This window comes from Bacillus sp. FSL M7-0558 (assembly GCF_038003245.1).
GTDB lineage: Bacteria > Bacillota > Bacilli > Bacillales > Bacillaceae > Bacillus > Bacillus pumilus.
The window spans coordinates 2,857,334-2,877,394 of the sequence record NZ_JBBOOU010000001.1 but is presented as its reverse complement, the minus strand read 5'-3'; the positions used below and the strand labels follow the sequence as shown (position 1 = coordinate 2,877,394).

Annotated in this window: 21 protein-coding genes; 9 read left to right on the top strand and 12 right to left on the bottom strand. The window is 40.4% G+C overall.

Features of this window, described 5'->3' with window-relative positions; all coding sequences use genetic code 11:
• The first annotated feature begins 16 nt into the window (after window positions 1-16).
• Window positions 17-1,486 carry a nicotinate phosphoribosyltransferase gene (locus tag MHB79_RS14685; protein WP_285859960.1) on the top strand — a complete coding sequence of 490 codons (1,470 nt, stop codon included), beginning with the start codon at window positions 17-19 and terminating at the stop codon, window positions 1,484-1,486.
• A gap of 140 nt (window positions 1,487-1,626) precedes the next feature.
• Window positions 1,627-2,853: an EAL and HDOD domain-containing protein gene (locus MHB79_RS14680; RefSeq protein WP_050944044.1), complete on the top strand. Its 1,227-nt coding sequence runs from the start codon at window positions 1,627-1,629 to the stop codon at window positions 2,851-2,853.
• A gap of 30 nt (window positions 2,854-2,883) precedes the next feature.
• Here the strand turns inward: MHB79_RS14680 and MHB79_RS14675 are convergent, their stop codons facing one another.
• Entirely contained in the window at window positions 2,884-3,237 is a 354-nt protein-coding gene (locus MHB79_RS14675; protein ID WP_050944043.1) for a hypothetical protein, read from the bottom strand.
• Between the two features lie 505 nt (window positions 3,238-3,742).
• On the opposite strand from MHB79_RS14675, the gene degQ reads away from it, so the two are divergent.
• The 6 genes from degQ (at window position 3,743) to MHB79_RS14645 (ending at window position 8,618) form a co-directional block, all read left to right on the top strand.
• Complete coding sequence (gene degQ, locus MHB79_RS14670) at window positions 3,743-3,883, top strand: degradation enzyme regulation protein DegQ (RefSeq protein ID WP_003213123.1); 141 nt, start codon at window positions 3,743-3,745, stop codon at window positions 3,881-3,883.
• Window positions 3,884-4,034: 151 nt separating this feature from the next.
• The gene (locus tag MHB79_RS14665; protein ID WP_212045490.1) at window positions 4,035-4,949 is read left to right on the top strand and encodes a polyprenyl synthetase family protein; all 915 of its coding nucleotides are present in this window, start codon (window positions 4,035-4,037) and stop codon (window positions 4,947-4,949) included.
• A complete protein-coding gene (gene comX, locus MHB79_RS14660; protein ID WP_212045489.1) occupies window positions 4,946-5,116 on the top strand; it encodes a competence pheromone ComX in 171 nt (56 codons plus the stop codon). Before MHB79_RS14665 ends, comX begins: the two co-directional genes overlap by 4 nt.
• Window positions 5,117-5,170: 54 nt before the next feature.
• Window positions 5,171-7,483 (top strand): ATP-binding protein, encoded by a 2,313-nt coding sequence (locus MHB79_RS14655; protein ID WP_340990061.1) that lies wholly within the window; start codon window positions 5,171-5,173, stop codon window positions 7,481-7,483.
• A gap of 80 nt (window positions 7,484-7,563) precedes the next feature.
• Window positions 7,564-8,205: a response regulator transcription factor gene (locus MHB79_RS14650; RefSeq protein ID WP_058013793.1), complete on the top strand. Its 642-nt coding sequence runs from the start codon at window positions 7,564-7,566 to the stop codon at window positions 8,203-8,205.
• A gap of 23 nt (window positions 8,206-8,228) precedes the next feature.
• Window positions 8,229-8,618, top strand: a complete 390-nt coding sequence (locus MHB79_RS14645; RefSeq protein WP_003213775.1) for a hotdog fold thioesterase — start codon at window positions 8,229-8,231, stop codon at window positions 8,616-8,618.
• Between the two features lie 86 nt (window positions 8,619-8,704).
• Here MHB79_RS14645 and mnhG read toward each other — a convergent pair whose 3' ends face one another.
• Genes mnhG through MHB79_RS14610 form a run of 7 tightly spaced genes read right to left on the bottom strand, consistent with a single transcriptional unit; the run spans window position 8,705 to window position 14,481 of the window.
• Window positions 8,705-9,079, bottom strand: coding sequence for a monovalent cation/H(+) antiporter subunit G (gene mnhG / locus MHB79_RS14640; RefSeq protein WP_003213369.1), 375 nt, complete (start codon window positions 9,077-9,079; stop codon window positions 8,705-8,707).
• Window positions 9,063-9,344 carry a Na(+)/H(+) antiporter subunit F1 gene (locus MHB79_RS14635; RefSeq protein WP_003213177.1) on the bottom strand — a complete coding sequence of 94 codons (282 nt, stop codon included), beginning with the start codon at window positions 9,342-9,344 and terminating at the stop codon, window positions 9,063-9,065. Before MHB79_RS14635 ends, mnhG begins: the two co-directional genes overlap by 17 nt.
• Window positions 9,344-9,823, bottom strand: coding sequence for a Na+/H+ antiporter subunit E (locus MHB79_RS14630; RefSeq protein WP_044140819.1), 480 nt, complete (start codon window positions 9,821-9,823; stop codon window positions 9,344-9,346). Before MHB79_RS14630 ends, MHB79_RS14635 begins: the two co-directional genes overlap by 1 nt.
• Before the next feature lie 6 nt (window positions 9,824-9,829).
• Entirely contained in the window at window positions 9,830-11,308 is a 1,479-nt protein-coding gene (locus tag MHB79_RS14625; protein ID WP_340990059.1) for a Na+/H+ antiporter subunit D, read from the bottom strand.
• Window positions 11,301-11,642 (bottom strand): Na(+)/H(+) antiporter subunit C, encoded by a 342-nt coding sequence (locus MHB79_RS14620; protein ID WP_003213576.1) that lies wholly within the window; start codon window positions 11,640-11,642, stop codon window positions 11,301-11,303. The genes MHB79_RS14625 and MHB79_RS14620 overlap by 8 nt, the downstream gene beginning before the upstream one ends.
• Window positions 11,642-12,073, bottom strand: coding sequence for a Na(+)/H(+) antiporter subunit B (locus tag MHB79_RS14615; protein WP_034620105.1), 432 nt, complete (start codon window positions 12,071-12,073; stop codon window positions 11,642-11,644). The genes MHB79_RS14620 and MHB79_RS14615 overlap by 1 nt, the downstream gene beginning before the upstream one ends.
• Entirely contained in the window at window positions 12,070-14,481 is a 2,412-nt protein-coding gene (locus MHB79_RS14610; protein ID WP_340990057.1) for a Na+/H+ antiporter subunit A, read from the bottom strand. Before MHB79_RS14610 ends, MHB79_RS14615 begins: the two co-directional genes overlap by 4 nt.
• 219 nt (window positions 14,482-14,700) lie before the next feature.
• Between MHB79_RS14610 and MHB79_RS14605 the strand changes: the two genes are divergently transcribed.
• A complete protein-coding gene (locus tag MHB79_RS14605; RefSeq protein ID WP_003213300.1) occupies window positions 14,701-14,910 on the top strand; it encodes a hypothetical protein in 210 nt (69 codons plus the stop codon).
• 74 nt (window positions 14,911-14,984) lie between these two features.
• On the opposite strand, the gene MHB79_RS14600 is transcribed toward MHB79_RS14605, so the two are convergent.
• The 4 genes from MHB79_RS14600 to MHB79_RS14585 all read right to left on the bottom strand — a co-directional run bounded on the left by MHB79_RS14600 (window position 14,985) and on the right by MHB79_RS14585 (window position 20,032).
• The gene (locus tag MHB79_RS14600; RefSeq protein WP_003213451.1) at window positions 14,985-16,322 is read right to left on the bottom strand and encodes a 2-hydroxycarboxylate transporter family protein; all 1,338 of its coding nucleotides are present in this window, start codon (window positions 16,320-16,322) and stop codon (window positions 14,985-14,987) included.
• Window positions 16,323-16,497: 175 nt separating this feature from the next.
• Window positions 16,498-17,457, bottom strand: coding sequence for an ABC transporter permease (locus MHB79_RS14595; RefSeq protein WP_003213713.1), 960 nt, complete (start codon window positions 17,455-17,457; stop codon window positions 16,498-16,500).
• The gene (locus MHB79_RS14590) at window positions 17,458-18,504 is read right to left on the bottom strand and encodes an ABC transporter permease (protein WP_003212654.1); all 1,047 of its coding nucleotides are present in this window, start codon (window positions 18,502-18,504) and stop codon (window positions 17,458-17,460) included.
• Window positions 18,497-20,032 (bottom strand): ABC transporter ATP-binding protein, encoded by a 1,536-nt coding sequence (locus tag MHB79_RS14585; protein ID WP_003213375.1) that lies wholly within the window; start codon window positions 20,030-20,032, stop codon window positions 18,497-18,499. The genes MHB79_RS14590 and MHB79_RS14585 overlap by 8 nt, the downstream gene beginning before the upstream one ends.
• Between the last annotated feature and the right edge of the window lie 29 nt (window positions 20,033-20,061).

Sequence of the window (20,061 nt, the reverse complement as noted above, 5' to 3'; positions counted from 1 at the left end):
GGAAGGAGAATGGAAGTTGGAGCATCGGTTTATTGACGACAGTTTATCACTACATACAGACCTTTATCAAATTAACATGGCAGAAACGTATTGGAGAGACGGCATTCATGAGAAGAAGGCAGTGTTTGAACTCTTCTTCAGAAAGCTTCCATTTGACAATGGCTTCGCTGTATTTGCTGGTTTAGAGAAAGCGATTGAGTATTTATCGGACTTCTCCTTTACCGAAAGTGATCTAGCGTATTTAAAAGACGAACTCGGTTATAAAAGCGATTTCATTGATTATTTAAGCGGGTTATCCTTTACAGGCTCCCTTCATTCAATGCGGGAAGGCGAAATTGTCTTTGCAAATGAACCAATTATGCGTATCGAGGCAACGCTTGTCGAAGCGCAGCTAATCGAAACCGCCTTGCTGAATATTGTGAACTTCCAGACGTTGATTGCAACAAAGGCAGCTCGGATTAAAGGAATCATTGAAGACGAGACAGCACTAGAATTTGGAACAAGACGTGCACATGAAATGGATGCAGCAATGTGGGGAGCAAGGGCGGCACTCATCGGCGGCTTTCAGGCGACAAGTAATGTTCGTGCTGGGAAGCGCTTCAACATCCCAGTGTCAGGAACACATGCTCACGCACTTGTACAAGCATACCGTGATGAATATACGGCATTTAAAAAATACGCTGAAACCCATACAGACTGTGTCTTTTTAGTCGATACGTATGATACCGTGAGATCCGGTATTCCGAATGCCATTAAGGTAGCGAAAGAATTCGGAGACAAGATCAACTTTATTGGTGTCAGACTTGATAGTGGTGACCTTGCCTACTTGTCTAAAAAAGCTAGAACGATGCTGGATGAAGCTGGATTCCATGACGCAAAAATCATTGCATCAAGTGATCTCGATGAACATACCATCATGAATTTAAAAGCACAGGGTGCCAAAATTGATGTGTGGGGTGTTGGAACAAAACTGATCACAGCATTTGATCAGCCAGCTCTCGGTGCAGTGTATAAGCTTGTGTCCATTGAAGAAAACGGCAAAATGAATGATACCATCAAAATTTCGTCCAACCCAGAGAAAGTGACAACACCAGGACGTAAACGTGTGTACCGCATTATCAACCAATTGAATCATCACTCAGAGGGTGACTACATTGCGCTCGAAGAGGAAGATGTTCATAGTGAGGATAAGCTAAAAATGTTCCACCCTGTGCATACATTTATCAGCAAATTTGTCACAAACTTTATGGCGAAGGATCTACATGTCCCGATTTTCGAACAAGGAAAACTTGTATATGACAATCCGGATATTCAAACGATTCAAGCCTATGTGCAGGATAGCCTCGGACTTTTCTGGGAGGAATATAAACGAATCAGCAAACCAGAAGAATATCCAGTCGATTTGAGTCAAAAATGCTGGGATAACAAGATGCAGTTTATCCATGACGTGAAAAATAAAATTAAACTAGAGCTTTATGAAAGCTAACGTTGGAAGAAAAGGAGATCATCCAGTCAGGTGATCTCTTTTTTTATTTTTTCACCGATTCAAATTGAACCATAAGCGCAATCATTTGGTATACTGAAAGCACATCTTGTTTGTCATTGCATAAAGGAGGATTGGAGCAGTTGAGGGTGTTTGTTGCGAGACAGCCTATTTTTAACAGAAAAGAACAAGTCGTATCATACGAGCTACTTTATAGAGATAGTGAAACCAATACATATAGCGCTGAAGATGGTGACAAAGCGACAACGGACCTCATTATTAACAGTTTTTTAAATATCGGCATCGAAACATTGACAGAAGGCAAAAGATGCTACATTAATTTCACCGAAAGCTTACTTTCGTCTGATCTGCTCACCTATTTTGATCCGCATCAGCTTGTGATCGAGATATTAGAAAATGTCCCGATTACCCCGGCTCTTATTATGAGATGTAAGGAGTTAAAAAAATGGGGATATACGATTGCACTTGATGATTTTTTTCTAAGCGGATCACATTTCAGTGACAAGTTGCTTGACGAACTCCTCTATTGCATTGATATTTTAAAAATTGACTTTCTAAAGACTACATCGAAAGAACGTAGAAATATTCTACATACCTATAAAAAATATCGACTTCGCTTCCTTGCAGAAAAGGTGGAAACGCGAAGAGAATATGAAGAAGCGCTAGAAGCCGGCTTCCATTTGTTTCAAGGGTATTTCTTTAGTGAGCCGCATGTTATATCAGGACGAGCATTATCAACCAGCTTCCATGCGTACCACCAGCTATTAAATGAGCTGAGCAAGGAACAGCCGAATATCCAGGTCGTGACCCATTTTATTGAAAGTGACCTTTCGCTATCATACCAATTATTAAAAATGCTCAATTCAGGCGGCATGAGACGTCTTTATCAAATCAAAAGTATCCGGCAGGCGATTATTCTGCTCGGGTTTAATGAAATTCGGCGCTGGATCTTTATTCTTTCATTTAAAGAATTGAATGTTCAAGCCAATTCAAGCCAAAAAGAAATTATCAAAATGTCCTTCATTCGGGCGAAAACGTGTGAACTGATTGCGAGTCGTACCGAACGAGAGCACCCAGCCTCTTATATGCTGACAGGCATGTTTTCTCTCATCGATACACTTGTCAGGGCAGATATCACAGAACTTGTGAAAGAGCTGCCGCTTTCTGATGAAGTTGGCGAGGCACTGCTTGGCTATGAAAATGATTATTCATTTGTACTCGGTGTAGCCAAACGGATTGAACGAAATGAATGGGATCATGAGATGTTAGATGGGAATCTCCCGAAGCAAGAAGCCTACGGATGTTATATAGAAGCCATTGAATGGTGTCATAAAATGTTTGAATCGTAAAAGCCGCTCACGTCAGAGCGGCTTTTTTTGTTATGCCCACTGTAAAAGGAGAAAAAGTCTGCTAGAGGCGAGAGACAAGTAGATACGAATGCCTTCTGGACTAAAGCGGATGTCAATACCACTTTTCACACCGATTTGCTTCAGCATTCGGATGACACTTGCCGAATCAGAGCGCTCAGCAGCCTCCATGATGCGCTGTGCAAACGAAAGCGAGCTGGAAATCTGCTGTGTAATAAGTGAAGCATCAGCAACAAGTCGGGCTGATTCCTTTGCGGCTCGTTGAAACGAGTGGGCATCTACTGGAGGAAAAGTCATAGGCGTGCGCGAATATGCACGGCTCATTGCGGGACCTTGCAAAGCAGGATAAGGAACATAGTAAAACACGTGGTCACCTCTTCTCTCATTGACGTGAAATTGGACGGATATCTGTTCTAAATGTATGTAGAAAATCAGAATAAAGAATCAAAATGATCTTTCTATCTTTATAAATCCAACATAAAAATAGGTACTTTTGCGGTCAATTTCGGTGAATGTCGCCAAAAAATTGCGGTGTCCACAATGGGGTCTGTCGTCTGACCTATAACACGCAAAATCGAGGTTATAGAAGGGATCGTATGTTCTATTGTGAGAGAAGTGTGACGAATGATGCCTATTCTTGTTGCATTAGTGACACAATTCCTTTGAAATTAAGATAAAAGTATGATTTGAAAAGTCAGAAAATGATGAAAAAAGACCTATTGAATTTTGCGGTATCACGCACACATTTTGTGCATACTTTTCGGTGAAAAAATACTCAATTACATTTACACTGTTAGTAATAGATCAAATACTTATGACCCAATCACCATACACAAATACATTGATCTTCCAAAAAAGGAGAGTGGAATCGATGGAAAAGTATGAAATCGAAGAACTTAAACAATTATTATGGAAACTTGAAAACGAAATTAGAGAAACAACGGCTTCTCTTCATAACATTAACAAAAGCATTGATCAATACGACAAATATGAATATGTGAAAATTTCTTAAAGACTTGATAATCATCAAGTCTTTTTTTTATCCAAATACATACAAAAAAAGGATATATTATTATATAATTGTTAAATAGTGATGTCAGTGGACATTTGCTCATGTCTTTTTAGTAAAATAAAAGGCGGAAGGGTGAGGGACAAGACCGAGTATGCTAAACTATCTAGAGAATACAAAAATCAAGCAGAATATGTCTGATTTTATTCAACATGCAGTCAGGCAGAAAGATTTACAACAACTGCTTCTAGAATTTACAGATATAAAGAATGAATTTCCCTTTGGGCAATTGGCTTACAAGCATTATGAGGCATTTGGCGGACAAGACAAGCAAGCGATTACACAATTGGCAGCAGGGATTGAACTTCTCATCTTATCAGCCGATATATTAGATGATATTGAAGATCAGGATAAAGATTCGTATCCTTGGATGAACGTCAACCAAGGAGTGGCCATCAATGCTTCTACGTATTTGTATACGCTGAGTATCCAACTCATCACAACAATATGTGAAAATGATTCTCAACTAATTGAGAAACTGTTCCAACTCATCAAATGGTCAATGGAAGGACAGCATGAGGATTTGCGTCATATGCATGGAACAGAAGAAGAGTGTGTAGAGGTTTTAAGGAAAAAATCAGGATCATTAACAGCTCTTGCTAGTGTACTGGGTGTTTATTTAGCGACAGGAAAAATCAACTCAACTGTGGAATCATATTCCATATGTTATGGTGTTGCTGAACAAATCAGTAACGATTTTTTTGCGTTATTTTCGAAAACCAACGGAGATTTTCTAAAAAAACAAACGCTGGCATTTAGCTATTTACAAAGAGGCTTTAACGATGCCAGTCAAGAGATTCTTATGTTCTTATCTAATCGTTTAGATGAGTCAGAACAAAAGTCATTTCAACTGAAGCAGAAATTACTTGAAGCAGGTTTGACTCAGTACATGGTATCAATGAGAGAGATTATGCTGTTACAAATGAGGCAAGGGATTGACCAACTTGATTTACCTAAAACAAAGAGGGAACAATTGTATGCATTTATGACAAAGGAGGGCAATGATTGAACATTCAAAATGTTATTGCATATTTAATGGAAAATCCTGGAGTTGTGAATGAGTTGGATTTAGGGAATGCAAGTTTAATTCACACAGATGAGCAAACCATGAAAGCAATCATTCAAGGCATTAAAAAAGGGCAAATGTCTGCAGAATATATATGGTACTATAAATGATGCTATTTCATTTATAAATGATTTAAAAGTTCTCCAGTTAAGGATGTTTTATACATGAAGATAACTTATACGAAACTATCTGCTTTTTTCGTTTTTCTGTCTTTTTTATTTGTGATCTATGTTTCATATATTTATGTATTTGATATTTTTAATGGAGCACGTGTAGCGGAGAACAAGAACGGTCAAGCAGAAGTTGTCAAAGTTGAATATCTTTCTTTAGCCTACACATCAGGATTAGAAGAAGGAGATATTATACTTAAAATCAATGGGGAACCTGCTAACAACAAAGATCATATGATCAATGGTGAGCTTAGGAATGTGCAAAGAATTGATATTCAAAGAGGCAACCAAATGATCACCCTTAAAAATAAGACATTGATTGGTCAAGAAAGTTTATTTGTCTATTTAATTCCTCTAATCCTGTATTCAATATGTTTATTTTGTATCTTCTTTATCATTAGAATTAACAAAGAGGCCCAACGGAAATCAGCATTTCTATTAGTTTTATTTTTATTAACGATTTGTATCGGGTATCTTAGTGCAGGTACTTCAGGTATTGGTGAAAGATTTAGCCATTATGTGATCGTATTTTGTTTATCAAGTGTATTTATCTTTTATATTCATTTCATTTATCAGTATTTTAAAGAGTTTAACTTGCATATAACAAATCAAAAAACAATTCGCCTTTTATATAGTCTTCCAGTAATTAATCTATTGATAGAGCTAGCAGTTCCAATAGATTCAGCGATAGCAAGATACATGCCAAGTTTAAATCTTTTATTCTTTTTCGCTTCTATTATCATGTCATTCAAAGTGATTATCAATGGAATGCGGAAATATAAAGAGACAGAGCAGGGGTCTGTTTTAAAGTTTTTTGTCATGATTAATATCATAGCATTCTGTCCATTTATATTTTTATTTGCAATACCATATGTTTTGTTTCGTATTTATGTAGTAGATCCCTTTTTCTTGACTTCTTTTGTCTTGCTTATTCCTTTTTCTCTAGTGTACCAATTCATGACGAACAAACTATACAATATGGACTTTTTGATTAGTAGACTGAAATACTATGGCTTTTTAGCCATTACACCGACCATTTTTGTTATTGTCACGTTTTACATTCTGCAAAAACCAGAAGATTTGAAGTATACATTGAAACTCGCATTAATCACCTATACACTCATGCTTGCTGTCTTTTATTTTAAAGAAATTCTAGATTTCCGCTTCCGGCTGAAACGTTTTTCAGAGAAGCATAATTACCAGGACAGTGTGTTTAAATTTACGCAGCTCATCCGTGAGGCGTCATCACTTCACCAAGTGCTTTATCATTTGAAATACACCATTTTAGAAGTGCTGGTTGTTAATAAAGCCTTTGTGCTTGAAGTGAAGCCAGATGGGCAGATTGAAGAGATTGATGAATCTTCAGGTGATAGTAATCTATGGAAAGAGTATGTGGATCAATTTCAGGATATTTTAGGGGAAGTCGGGAAAATCATTGGGCTTGATAAAGGGTTCATGATGAAAATTGGCGAGCGGGGTGGTCACTCGTTTGTGATTTGCTGCTTATCCAATTTACAGACACCTAAATTGACGCGTGATGAGATTTCTTGGCTGAAAACATTGGCATTTTATACAAGTGTCAGTTTAGAAAATGTCGTCAAGATTGAAGAATTGATGGAGCATCTTGAAGATTTGAAGCAGCGTGAAGCGAACCCTGCTTGGCTGAAAAAAGTCATGTTTGCGATGGAGGAAAAGCAACGCTCCGATTTAGCAAGGGATCTCCATGATTCCGTGCTACAGGATTTGATATCGCTGAAAAGACAGTCAGAGATGTTTTTAACGAATTTCCAAAACGATCAATGCCCAACGTCTATTGAACAATCGCTTATCTCATGGAATGAACAAATGTCTAAGGTGATTCAAACGACGAGAGAAACGTGTCATGAACTTCGGCCGCAGCTGCTGTACGATTTAGGTTTAGTGAAGGCGATATCGAAGCTGACTTCTCAAATTCAGGAGGAAGCACCGTTTCATATTCGGCTGAATACGACACGCTTTGATAAGGAGATGGACATTGATATTGACTCCCAGCTTAATATTTACCGGATTGTTCAGGAATTGTTATCCAATGCCTTGAAACATTCTCAAGCCAACCAAGTGCTCGTAATGCTGATTTGTATTAAAGATCAGGTTGTTCTTCACTACGAGGATGATGGAGTTGGTTTTGACGCAAGCCATCTTGATCAGCACACCATGAGCATGGGCCTCTCTGGAATCAGAGAACGAGTCAAGGCGTTAAATGGGAAGCTTCACATTCATACCGCACCTGAAAAAGGGTTGAAGGTGAAAATTGAAATGGAATTGTAACGATTTATTAAGGAATAAGACTTGGCATCTGCCAAGTTTTTTATATAAAATGGAAGTGAGTGATTTAAAGGGAGGAAGACATGAAGAAGATATTGGTCATTGATGATCATCCGGCTGTCATGGAAGGGACAAAAAGCATATTAGAATCAGATCAGCAGCTATCAGTCGATTGTTTAAGTCCTGATGCAGAAGCCGCCTTTTTAAAGACGCATGACTTTTCCATCTATGATGTGATTTTGATGGATTTAAATCTCGGGGATATCAATGGAATGGACATTGCGAAACAAATTCTAGAAACCAACCAACAAGTGAAAATCATCATTTATACAGGGTATGAAGTAGATGATTATTTTGAAGAGGCCATTCGGGCTGGATTGCACGGTGCAATTAGTAAAACAGAGACAAAAGACAAAATTATCGAATACATACACCGCACATTGCAAGGAGAAGTTGTCATTCAGCTATCCTATTTAAAGAAATTAATTTCACAGCAGCAAGAAAAGCCAGAACAGGCGCAGCAGACCGATCACGAGCTGTTAACAGAGCGAGAGTGTTTGATCCTGAGAGAAGTGGAAAAAGGATACACGAACCAAGAGATTGCCGATGTGCTGCATTTGAGCAAACGCTCGATTGAATACAGCTTGACGTCCATCTTTAATAAGCTGAATGTTGGCTCTCGAACCGAAGCGGTGTTAATTGCAAAATCTGAAAGTGTGCTGTAAACGTGTGAAGGGAGAGAACACTGATGGAAGTGAGTGGATCAAATACACTGCTTGAGGCACTGGGGATTGAGATTGTAGAGTGTAATGAGTCTCGATGCGTAGCGACAATGCCAGTTGATCACAGAACAAAACAGCCATTTGGACTGCTGCACGGAGGAGCTTCTGCTGCTCTAGCAGAAACAGTGGCAAGCATGGGAGCTGCGGCTCATTTAGACTTAACTCAGCAAGTTTGCTCAGGGATTGAAATCAATGCCAATCACTTAAAATCTGTACGTGATGGAGTAGTGACAGCGACGGCTGTTCCTGTACATGTCGGGCGCCGTACAATGGTATTTCAAATTGATATTAAAGATGATCGAGACCGGCACATCTGTACGTCAAGATGCACACTTGCTGTCATTGATCGCATATAAAAAAAGCTCCCGGTGCAGCGGAAGCTTTTTTAGGTTGGATTGATCCATAAAAAGCAGATCCCCACATGAGAGGATCTGCTTTCGGTTTATAAGTACGAGTCTTCTTTGCGTTTAATCACGAAGTTACGAAAACCGCCATAATCATCCTGTACACTTCGTTTGTCCATCTTGACCCCCGTATTGTAGGCGGCTCTTCCGATCAAGTGTGCGCCGACTGGAGCTGTTAAAAAGATAAAGACAATCCCAAGTAGGATCTTCGCAGAAATAATCCCTGCAAGAAACCATTCGTGAAAGAACACCCCAACTAATATGAGGACAACCCCAAGTGTCGATGCTTTTGATGCAGCATGCATACGTGTATAAACATCCGGCAGGCGAAGAACGCCAATGGCTGAAATGAGACAAAGGATGGCGCCAAGCAGGATAAAGAAAATGACAATAGCTTTAGCGATGACGATCATTTTCAATCACTTCCCCTTTCTCAAGGAATTTGGAAAAAGCGACAGTGCCGATAAAGGCAAGGATACCGAGCAGTAAAATAATTTCAAAGAACGTTGTCGTTTTCAGCAAAATAGAAACGATAGCTGTCATCCCAATTAAATTGATTCCTATCGCATCAAGCGCACTTACACGATCAGGAATAGAGGGCCCTTTGATAACCCGTATCACAAAAAGAAAGGTGGACAGCGCAAGAATGCCAAGTGAAATTTGTAATATGAGCTCCATTACTTACCGCTCACCTCCTGAATCGCTTTTTCAAATGAAACCCGGATATCGTGAATGGCTTTTTCTGCATCTTCAATATCCATCGCGTGAATGTATAAAATGGAACGATCATCAGAAATATCAATGACGAGTGTACCTGGTGTCAATGTAATCATATTAGCCAGTATGGTGATTTCCCAATCCGTTTTCAAATCTGTACGAAAGGCGAAAATACCGGGCTTAATGGTGAGCTTTGGAGATAATACGGTCTTTAATACACTTAAATTGGCAAGAAGCAGCTCCCGAATAAAAATCAATACGAGCTTGAAAATCGCAAACAGAGCATAGCCGTAAAAACGCTGCGGGAAAAACCGCCGAAGCATAAAAATGGCGACCATCCCTAGTACAAAGCCTGATACAAAGTCTGCGGCTCTGTATGTATCATTCATAAACATCCATGTAAAGGCGAGGAGAGCGTTTAGTAATATTTGAAAGGCCATGTTCATCTACTCCTTCAGCACAGCTTGAATATATTTTTCTGGTGTTGAGAGCATTTCCGCTGCTTGATTGATATAAGGGGCAATGAACTCTGTCCCTAACCCAATGGCAAGCGACAAGATCACAAGCAGTACGCCAGGGTACACCATTCCTTTAATCGACGGTTTCCTTCTTCGCATATCTTGATCCTCGCCCCAAAATGCGAGTATGAAGATCCTCATAATCGAATACAGGACAAGAAGGCTGGACATTAAGACAAGGATAGAAAAGGTCATGTGTCCAGCAGAAAATCCACCTTCTACAATCTTTAGCTTTCCAACAAACCCACTCAGAGGAGGAATTCCTGCTAGGGATAAAGCCGAAATGAAAAACATCCACCCTAGTAAAGGCTGAGATTGAATCAGTCCGCCCATCTTTTTCAAGTGATTGGTGCCAGCATACACAAAGAGTGCACCTGCCAGCATAAATAAAGCGCCTTTAATCACCATGTCATGAATGAGATAATAAATGGCCCCTTGGAGTGAGGCAGGTGTATTGGCTGCAATCCCATACAAAATGACCCCAACTGCTGTGACAATGTTATAGATGACGATCTTTTGCACATCAGAATAGGCAATAGAGCCAATCACACCGAATATCACCGTTAGTGCGGCAAACCAAGCCATGAGTGTATGTGTAAACCCTGTATCATGTATAAAAATTAACGTAAAGACTCTGGCAATCGCATATATGCCAACCTTTGTCAGCAGTGCACCAAATAGAGCAGAAATAGCCGCTGGCGGTGCATGATATGATCCTGGCAGCCAGAAATAAAGAGGGAAGATCCCAGCTTTTAAGCCAAATACAATGAGGAACAGAATAGAAATGACAGTGATTAATCCTGTTTGCCCTGATTCAGCTATTTTCACGCTTAAATCAGCCATATTCAAAGTGCCCGTGACTGCATATAAGCAAGCGACACCGACAATAAATAATGCCGACGAGATGATATTAAATACAATATATTTGAGTGATTCTCGAAGCTGAGGTTTTGATCCGCCTAACACAATGAGCATATAAGACGCCATTAGCAGCAACTCAAAAAAGACAAACAGGTTAAAAATATCGCCTGTTAAAAAGGCCCCACTTACGCCAGCTAACAAAAATTGTACGCCAGAGTAATAGAAAAGCCGCTCCTTTTCCTTCCCAATTGTTTGAAAGGAGAATAGAACTGTCACTAGCCCAACAACGGAAGCGGTGAGCACAAGGAGCGCAGCAAACTGATCGGCCACAAGGGCAATCCCAAATGGTGCTTTCCAGCCTCCTAAATAGAGAGTTTGAATCCCATTAGTAAAGATGGTTTGGACTAAATACACATTACAGACAATGGCTAAGAGCGAAGCAAACACACTAAAGCCTCTCGACAGCATGATGTTCTTATTCATAAAGATCAATAGTGTAGCAGCTAATAATGGAATTAAAATTGGCAGGATCACGAGATTATTCATGCTGATCATTTCCTCTCATTTGATCCATGTCATCTGTTCGCAGCTCTTGGAAGGCACGGAAGGCCATGACAAGTAAAAAGGATGTCACACCAAAAGCAATGACAATGGCTGTTAAAATTAATGCTTGTGGTAATGGATCTACATAGGATGTGAGCCCCTCTTTTAAAATAGGTGGAGCTCCTTTTTTTAAGCCGCCCATTGTCAAAAGAAGCAAATGGACGCCGTGACTTAAAACAGCAGTACCGACGATGACCCGTAGAAGGCTTTTTGAAAGCATTAAATAGGTCGCCGCCATAAAAATAATACCGACGATAATAGACATTAGAAATTCCATTATTCCTTCTCTCCAATCGTTTGAATAATGGTCATGGTGACACCGACAACAACTAAATATACACCGATATCAAACAGTACGGCTGTCGCCAGTTCTGTTTTCCCTAAAAACGGCAGTTGAAAATAATCAAATGCATGGGATAGAAAAGGTGCACCGAATAGAAAGGATCCCATACCCGTCAGGATCGCGACGAGCAGCCCGGTCGCTGCAACATAAATAAAGTTAAAAGGCAGAATGCGTCTAACTGTCTTCAGATCGTAGGCTAAGAGCAGAAGGACGACAGCACTGGCACTCATCAGGCCGCCAATGAACCCCCCGCCAGGATTATTATGTCCCGCAAGAAATAAGTGAAGGGAAAAAAGCAAGATGATGAATGCTGTGATTTTTGTTGTGACTTGTAAGAGCATATCATTCGTATCAATTTTCCTCATCGCCGCACACCTCTCTTCCGTTTTCCTTGTGCCTGTGCCTTTAATAATCCATAAATACCAAGTGCCGCAATCGCCAGCACGGTAATTTCAAACAGTGTATCAAAGCCCCTGAAATCTACAAGAATGACATTGACAATGTTGTCGCCGCCAGCAAGTTTATAGCTGTTTTCAATAAAGTAAGTTGAAATGGACTCAAGTGACTGCTGACTTGTGGAAGCAAAAGCAAGACAAGTGACAGTGAGACCAACACCTATTGAAATGATCAAATTGGTTAATTTGAATTTTCTCGTTTTTTGCTTCAAGCTCAGCTTCGGCAAATGATAGAAGCAAAGCAAAAACAGTGCGACAGAAATCGTTTCAATAATCAGTTGTGTCAGGGCAAGGTCAGGTGCTCTGAAAATCACGAAGAATAATGACAGCGTGTATCCCATGACACCTAGAGCAATAATGGCAGTTAAGCGTGAGCGGGCGAATACAGTCGTGACCGTCGCCGCCACCATCACAAGTGAAAGAATGGCTTCATACGTGCCAATTGGCGCAGCTTTTTCTGTTTCAAATGAGAAAGCTTGCTGATAGAACATCACGCTGCCAAGTACGATAATCATGAATCCAAACACATAGACAAGGTAATCACGAAGGAAACCGGTCATATAGCTGTTTGTCAGGCGGTATGAACCTTTTTCTAAACCGATTAGAGAACGATCGTATAACGTGTTAAATGACCATTTTTCCTTAAATATATTGTACATTGGACGCCATTTTGACAACGTCAAATATCCGATGATTCCTAAAGCGACAACACCCATTGTCATATAGAGCTCTGGCTTAAAGCCGTGCCATGCTTCAATTTTGACAACAATGCGTTTTCCAGGATCAATCGCATCAGGGATAATGGCTGCAATTGCAGGTTCAATGACAGAATAAGCTAGAATATTTGGGAAAAAGAAGAAAGTGACCACAAGTGCAGCGAGAATGATTGGCGGAATGAGCATGCCAATCGGTGCTTCATGCGGTTTTTTCTCTAATTGATCTAACTGAAGATTGCCTCTAAATGTTTTAAAGAGAAGCATCATACTGTAAATGAACGTAAAGACACTAGCGAGCCAAGCAATTGCTGGAAAAATAGCGCCCCATGTCGAAATATCTGTAAAGTTGATCTCAGAAATACGTAACATACTTGTGAAAAACAGCTCTTTACTTAAGAAGCCGTTAAATGGCGGTAGTCCAGCCATTGAAAATGTACCGATTAGCGTAATCGTAAAGGTAATCGGCATGATGGTCATTAAACCACCTAATTTCCGAATGTCACGAGTACCTGTTTCGTGATCGATAATACCTGCTGCCATAAAGAGACTGCCTTTAAACGTAGCATGGTTAATGAGGTGAAAAATAGCAGCAAGAACGGCTGCGCCAAAAAAGGCAGGGTTGTTTTCATGAATCGCAGCTGCGCCGACGCCAAGCATGAGCATAATCATGCCGAGCTGACTAACTGTCGAGTAGGCCAGAATGGCTTTCAAATCATTTTGCCGGACGGCATGGAATGATCCCCAGAATAATGTGATAAGTCCGACAATGGATATGGTCCAGAACCACACCTCTGATATAGCAAAGATCGGACTGAAGCGGGCAACAAGATAAATACCAGCTTTCACCATCGTAGCAGAATGCAGATAACTGCTCACAGGGGTAGGTGCTTCCATTGCATCAGGCAGCCAGATATAGAATGGGAATTGCGCTGATTTCGTAAAGGCACCTAGTAAGATCAGGATCATGGCAGGGATAAAGTAAGGTGATGCCATAATGAGCTGAAGCTGATTGACTGCTTCACGAATACTGAATGAATCAGTGATCAGGTAGATGAGGATGAAGCCACCAAGCATAGCTAATCCGCCAAAAACAGTAATAAGCAGTGATTTGGTTGCACCATATCTAGAGCGCTCCCGCTTATACCAATACCCAATTAAGAGGAAGGAAGAAATACTCGTTAGCTCCCAAAACAAGTACAGAACCACCATATTGTCAGAGAGAACCACACCAAGCATAGCGGTCATAAACATTAACAAATACGTATAGAAAGAGCCAAGCTGTTCTTTTTCTTTTGATAAGTAGAAAATACTGTACAAGACCACAAGTGCGCCAATACCTGTAATTAATAATGCAAATAACAAGCTAAGGCCATCAACATATACAGTAAAATTCATCCCTAAAGATGGAATCCATTCAGCTTGTGAGAAAAGCGTTCGTCCATTCGAGGTAATGTGTAACATTTGGATGAAATAGGTGAATAAAATAATCGGCAAGATGAGAACAAACCACCCTGTATGTATACGCCTTACATATTTAAAAAGGAAAGGTACAACAAAGGCGAGTAAAAAAGGTGATAGGATGGCGAAGTGAATAAGCTGCAAGAAAATGAACCTCCTTTGATCAATATAAATTCACGTTCTAAAGAACTGGTAATTAAAATTATATCTTAAATACAGCCATAGTGCATTGGTTTGAAACGATTTCGAGCAAACTGTATTTGTTTTGGGTTCTTTTGACCACAAAAATAATTTTATCAAAAATGAAACTCATTGTATATTGTTTTGTTTTTCGTACATGCTTTTCTTAAAGGAGCTGATTAAATGAAACGAAAGATCGCCATCAGCTTAAGCATATTCTGCACGATTTTAGGAGGAGCATTCTTGATTGACCGAAATGATCAAAAAAGGTGGCAGGACGGCAGTGAATGGCCGCTATTTTCTGAGCACCTTTTCCGCATGAGCTATCAGGAAACTAAGCTGTATCCTTTTCAGCCTAGGGAATATTTACGAATTGTATTAGCTGATGAATAAAATCATATAGGATAAAAGAAATATAAAAAAGCATGTGCCTATGAGAGGGCACATGCTTTTGATGTTTCAATGTTTTAAGTAAACATTCTAAGTAAGATTGTTGCGCAGATCACAGTTGCTGCTCCGCCAAGACGTGTAGATACTTGTGCGAAAGGCATGAGACCCATTCTTCCAGAAGCTGAAAGGATCGCAACGTCACCAGTACCGCCAAGTCCGCTGTGACAGCCTGTCACAATCGCAGATTCTACTGGGTACATGTTCATCAATTTCCCAACGAAGTAACCAGAACCCACCATTCCAAGAACGACAGCGATACATACACAAACGAATGGAATAGAAATCACTGTTGCTACATCATCAAGTGGAATGTATAGAATCCCTAAACCGACCATAAGTGGCCATGTAAAGCTTCTTGATACAAACTTGTAGAACTGCTGTGAGCCATCTTGCAGATGCTGAGGCATTACGTTTAAGTATTTGATTAAAGCGGCAAGAACAATCATTAAGATTGGACCTGGAATATGAACAAAGCTTTCTAATAAACCACCAAAAATGAACGTTGTACAAGCCACGAGTACACCAGCACCCATTAACCCAAAATCAACTTTTGGATCCATATCAGGCTGTTCAAAAATTTCATTTGCTTCTTTAGATTTTACAAGACGACCATTCCCGTTTAGTTCAGGACGTTTTTCACCAAGCTTCTTCATTGCGCCAGCACAGATAATGGCAATGACGTTCCCAATGACGGCAGCAGGAATTAATTGAGAGATTAATGACTCTGCTGATACACCAAGAATTTGTGAATAAGCAATAGATAATGGCAAAATCCCTTCTCCAACACCACCAGCAATAATCGGAACAATAATAAAGAAGAACGAATGATGCGGTGTGTAACCAACTAAAAGACCAACAAGAATTCCGGCAGTCACAGCTGCAATTGTACCTGCAACAAGAGGAACAAACATACGAATAAGGCCTTGTACTAAAACAGTTCGCTGCATCCCAAGAATACTACCTACTACAAGAGCAGAAATATAGAAGTAAAGGAAGTTCGACGTCTTCATAAGAGACGTAACCGCTTCCAACGAGTTCGGATTCAGAACATGAAAAAAGACCAGGAACGATGGTACGAATAAAGAAAGAATCGCCGGTCCACCAATATCTTTTAATATCGGAATACGTTGTCCTATATCTCCAAGGAAAATCCCCAAAATCATAATAACAGCGAAGCCACCAAGCATATTTGCTGGAATTTTATTAAAATAAGCGGCAGTTAAAATAATCGCTGCAAGTACTAAATACACAGGTAAGTCAATAACACCAATTTTCCAAGACATGATCTTACGGAAAACGCTTTTATTATTGTCAGAATCGTCTGTAATCGATTTCAATTGTTGTGTATTAGCCACATAAACACCCCCAAATGCTATTTGTCTCAATTGTAGAAGATTCTGTGACACTCATCTATTTATTAAACTAAATTAAGTGTAATAAAAGTAAAATAAACAGGAGTTTTTATGTTTTTATCATACAAAAATCCCCTGAAGGTAGTTTATCCTTCAGGGGATTGATCATACATCGTTATTATCGTTTTCCTTTTAAATAAGGTGTCCCAAGTGCTTTCGGTGCATCTGCTCGGCCGATGAAGCCAGTGAGTGCTAAGATGGTCAGCACATATGGTGCAATGAGCATATACACGTTCGGTATATCTTGGAAGAGCGGCAGGAGAGAGCCTATAATGCTTAAACTTTGAGCAAATCCAAAGAATAAAGCAGCGCCCATTGCGCCGAATGGGTGCCATTTACCGAAGACAAGTGCAGCTAGTGCGATGAAGCCTTGTCCAGTTATGGTCGCATGTGAGAAATCAAGTGCGATGGTTGAGGCATAAACAGCTCCGCCAAGACCACCAAACAGTCCACTAATAAAGACGCCGATATAGCGCATCCGGTACACTTTGATTCCCATTGTATCAGCAGCCATTGGATGTTCTCCGACTGCACGAAGACGAAGACCAAACGGCATTTTAAATAAAACAAACCAAGCTACAACCGCAAGCGCTAATGCGAGTATGGACGTATAATAAACATCTTTAAAGAAGATATCGCCAATTATCGGAATGTCACTTAAAAGGGGAATATCCCCTTTATAGAAAGGCTCTGTAATTTTATCTGTTTGAGCTTTCCCGTAAATGAGTTTCACGACAAACAGCGTAGCGCCAAGTGCCAGCATGTTAATCGCAACACCACTGACCGTTTGATCTGCACGGAATGTAATGGTCGCAACTGCATGAATGAGAGAGAACAATCCGCCAATCGCCATTCCGACGAGGAGCCCAAGCCACGGGGTCAAGGCCCCGAATGTATCAGCAAAAAACAAGTTAAAGATAATACTGGAAAATGCTCCGACGACCATCAAACCTTCAAGACCGATATTCACAACACCTGATCTTTCTGAAAAGACGCCTCCAAGAGCGGTTAAAATAAGTGGTGCAGCATAGACAAGTGTTGCTGGGACGATGATTTCAAGAATTTGCAGAAATCCCACTTATTTTCCCCCCTTTTTCTTCATTTGGTTCATCACAAGACGGATAATATAGCTTGAGGCGACGAAAAGAATAATGATCGCAATGACAATATCAACGACCTCAGTCGGTACGCCAGATTCAAGTGGCATATTTAAAGCGCCGACCTTCAATCCACCAAGCAGCAGTGCAGCAAGAACAACACCAACAGCAGTATTTCCACCTAATAAAGCGACGGCGATTCCGTCAAAACCTACACCGGTAAACGAGCCTTTAATTGATGCATATTCAAATGTACCAAGACCTTCCATTGCGCCTGCAAGACCTGCAAAAGCACCTGAAATGAGCATCGCATAAATGATATTGCGGCGAACATTCATACCGGCATAATGGGATGCCTGCTGGTTCATTCCAACAGCCCGCAATTCAAAGCCTTTAGAGGTTTTTTGAATAATGACCCACATCACGACCGCAGCTATAATGGCAACAAAAATACCATTATGCATCCGGGAGAAATCGGTGATTTGTTCAAAGAAACCAGAGCGAAGCGAGGCAGTGGCATCGATTTTTTCTGTTTTATCTTTATTATTTGTTAAGACATTTGAAATCAAATAGTTCGTCACATGAAGGGCAATGTAGTTCATCATGATCGTGACAATCACTTCATGAACATAAAAACGAGCCTTTAAAAACCCAGGAATAAAGCCCCATAATGCACCAGCAGCAGCTGCGGTGATGAGTGCAAGTGGCAGATGGATGTACATAGGTGCATGGACAGTTGTACCGATCCATACAGCAGCTACCCAGCCAATCAGCATTTGACCTTCTACACCGATATTAAAGAGACCTGTCCGAAATGCAAAAGCAACAGCAAGCCCTGATAAAATGTAAGGTGTCACTTGTCTGATGGTTTCTCCCATATAATAGGTTTCACCGAAGACGCCATTCCAAAGGGCGCCATAGCCTTCGATGACACTATAACCGCTTGCCAGCATAATAATGGCCCCAACAAAAAGACCAAGTACAATGGCTATAAGCGGAATGAGCAGATTTGTTAAGCGATTAGACATTTGCTTCTTTCCCCACTTCCTGTTGCGTACTTCCAGCCATTAATAGACCAAGCTCTTGCTCTGTTGTTTCTTTTGGATCAACGATGGCAATAATGCTGCCTTCGAATATAACAGCAATCTTATCACTGACATTCATAATTTCATCAAGCTCAAATGAGATGAGGAGGACGGCTTTGCCTGTGTCCCTTTGCTCAATGAGGCGCTTATGAACAAATTCAATCGCACCAACATCAAGTCCACGTGTCGGCTGAGCGGCAATTAATAAATCGGGATTGCGGTCAACTTCACGGCCAATAATGGCTTTTTGCTGATTCCCGCCTGACAGGGCGCGTGCCTCTGTATATTCACTCGGTGTTCTTACGTCATACTCGGCAATGATTTGCTTTGCCTTTTGGTATATATTTTTCATATTCATCAAGCCAAATTTTGAGTATGGACGCTGGTAATACGTTTGTAACGAAATATTCTCTCCTATTGAAAAATCAAGCACTAGTCCGTGTTTATGACGGTCTTGAGGAATGTGTCCAATTCCAGATTCGGTCACCTTACGAGGCGGAAGATTTTGAATGGCTTTCCCGTTTAGCATGATCGTGCCAGATTCTGATTTTTTTAGACCGGTAATGGCTTCAATCAATTCAGATTGACCATTGCCATCGACTCCAGCAATACCAACAATTTCTCCAGCCTTTACTGAGAGGTTGAGATGTTTGACCGCTTCAATTCCTCGTGCGTCTTTTACCGTAAGATCCTGAATTTGAAGTACTTCCTCAGCAGGAGAGGCGTCTTTTTTGTCTGTCTTAAATGAAACTTCACGACCGACCATGAGGCTTGCAAGCTCATCTTTGTTTGTGCTTTCCACATCAAGTGTACGAATGCCTTGGCCTTTTCGGATAATGGTGACGCGGTGACATGCATCCATAATTTCTTTCAGCTTATGGGTAATTAAAATAATGGATTTGCCTTCATTGATTAAGTTTTTCATAATTTGTATGAGTTCTTTAATTTCTTGAGGTGTTAAAACGGCTGTTGGTTCGTCGAAGATCAAAATATCAGCGCCGCGGTAAAGAGTTTTTAAAATTTCTGCACGCTGCTGCATGCCGACAGAGATGTCAGATACTTTTGCGGCAGGGTCTATTTTTAAACCATAGCGGTCAGAAAGCTCTTGTACTTGCTGTATGGCTTGTTCTTTGTCGATCTTTCCAAATTTCTTGGGCTCTTTTCCTAAAATGATGTTTTCAGCGACGGTGAAGGTATCGACAAGCATAAAGTGCTGATGCACCATACCGATGCCTAAATCACTTGCATCATTCGGGCTAGAGATGGTCACAGGTTTTCCGTGAACCTTGATTTCACCTTTTTCAGGCTGGTACAGTCCGAAAAGCACGTTCATGAGCGTTGATTTTCCAGCGCCGTTTTCACCAAGCAGCGCATGAATTTCGCCCTTTTTTAGCTGCAGCGTAATGTTATCGTTTGCTACAATGCCAGGGAATTCTTTGCGTATATTCAACATTTCAATGACATAATCCACAGGTTTAACCGCTCCTTTTTTAGGGTGCT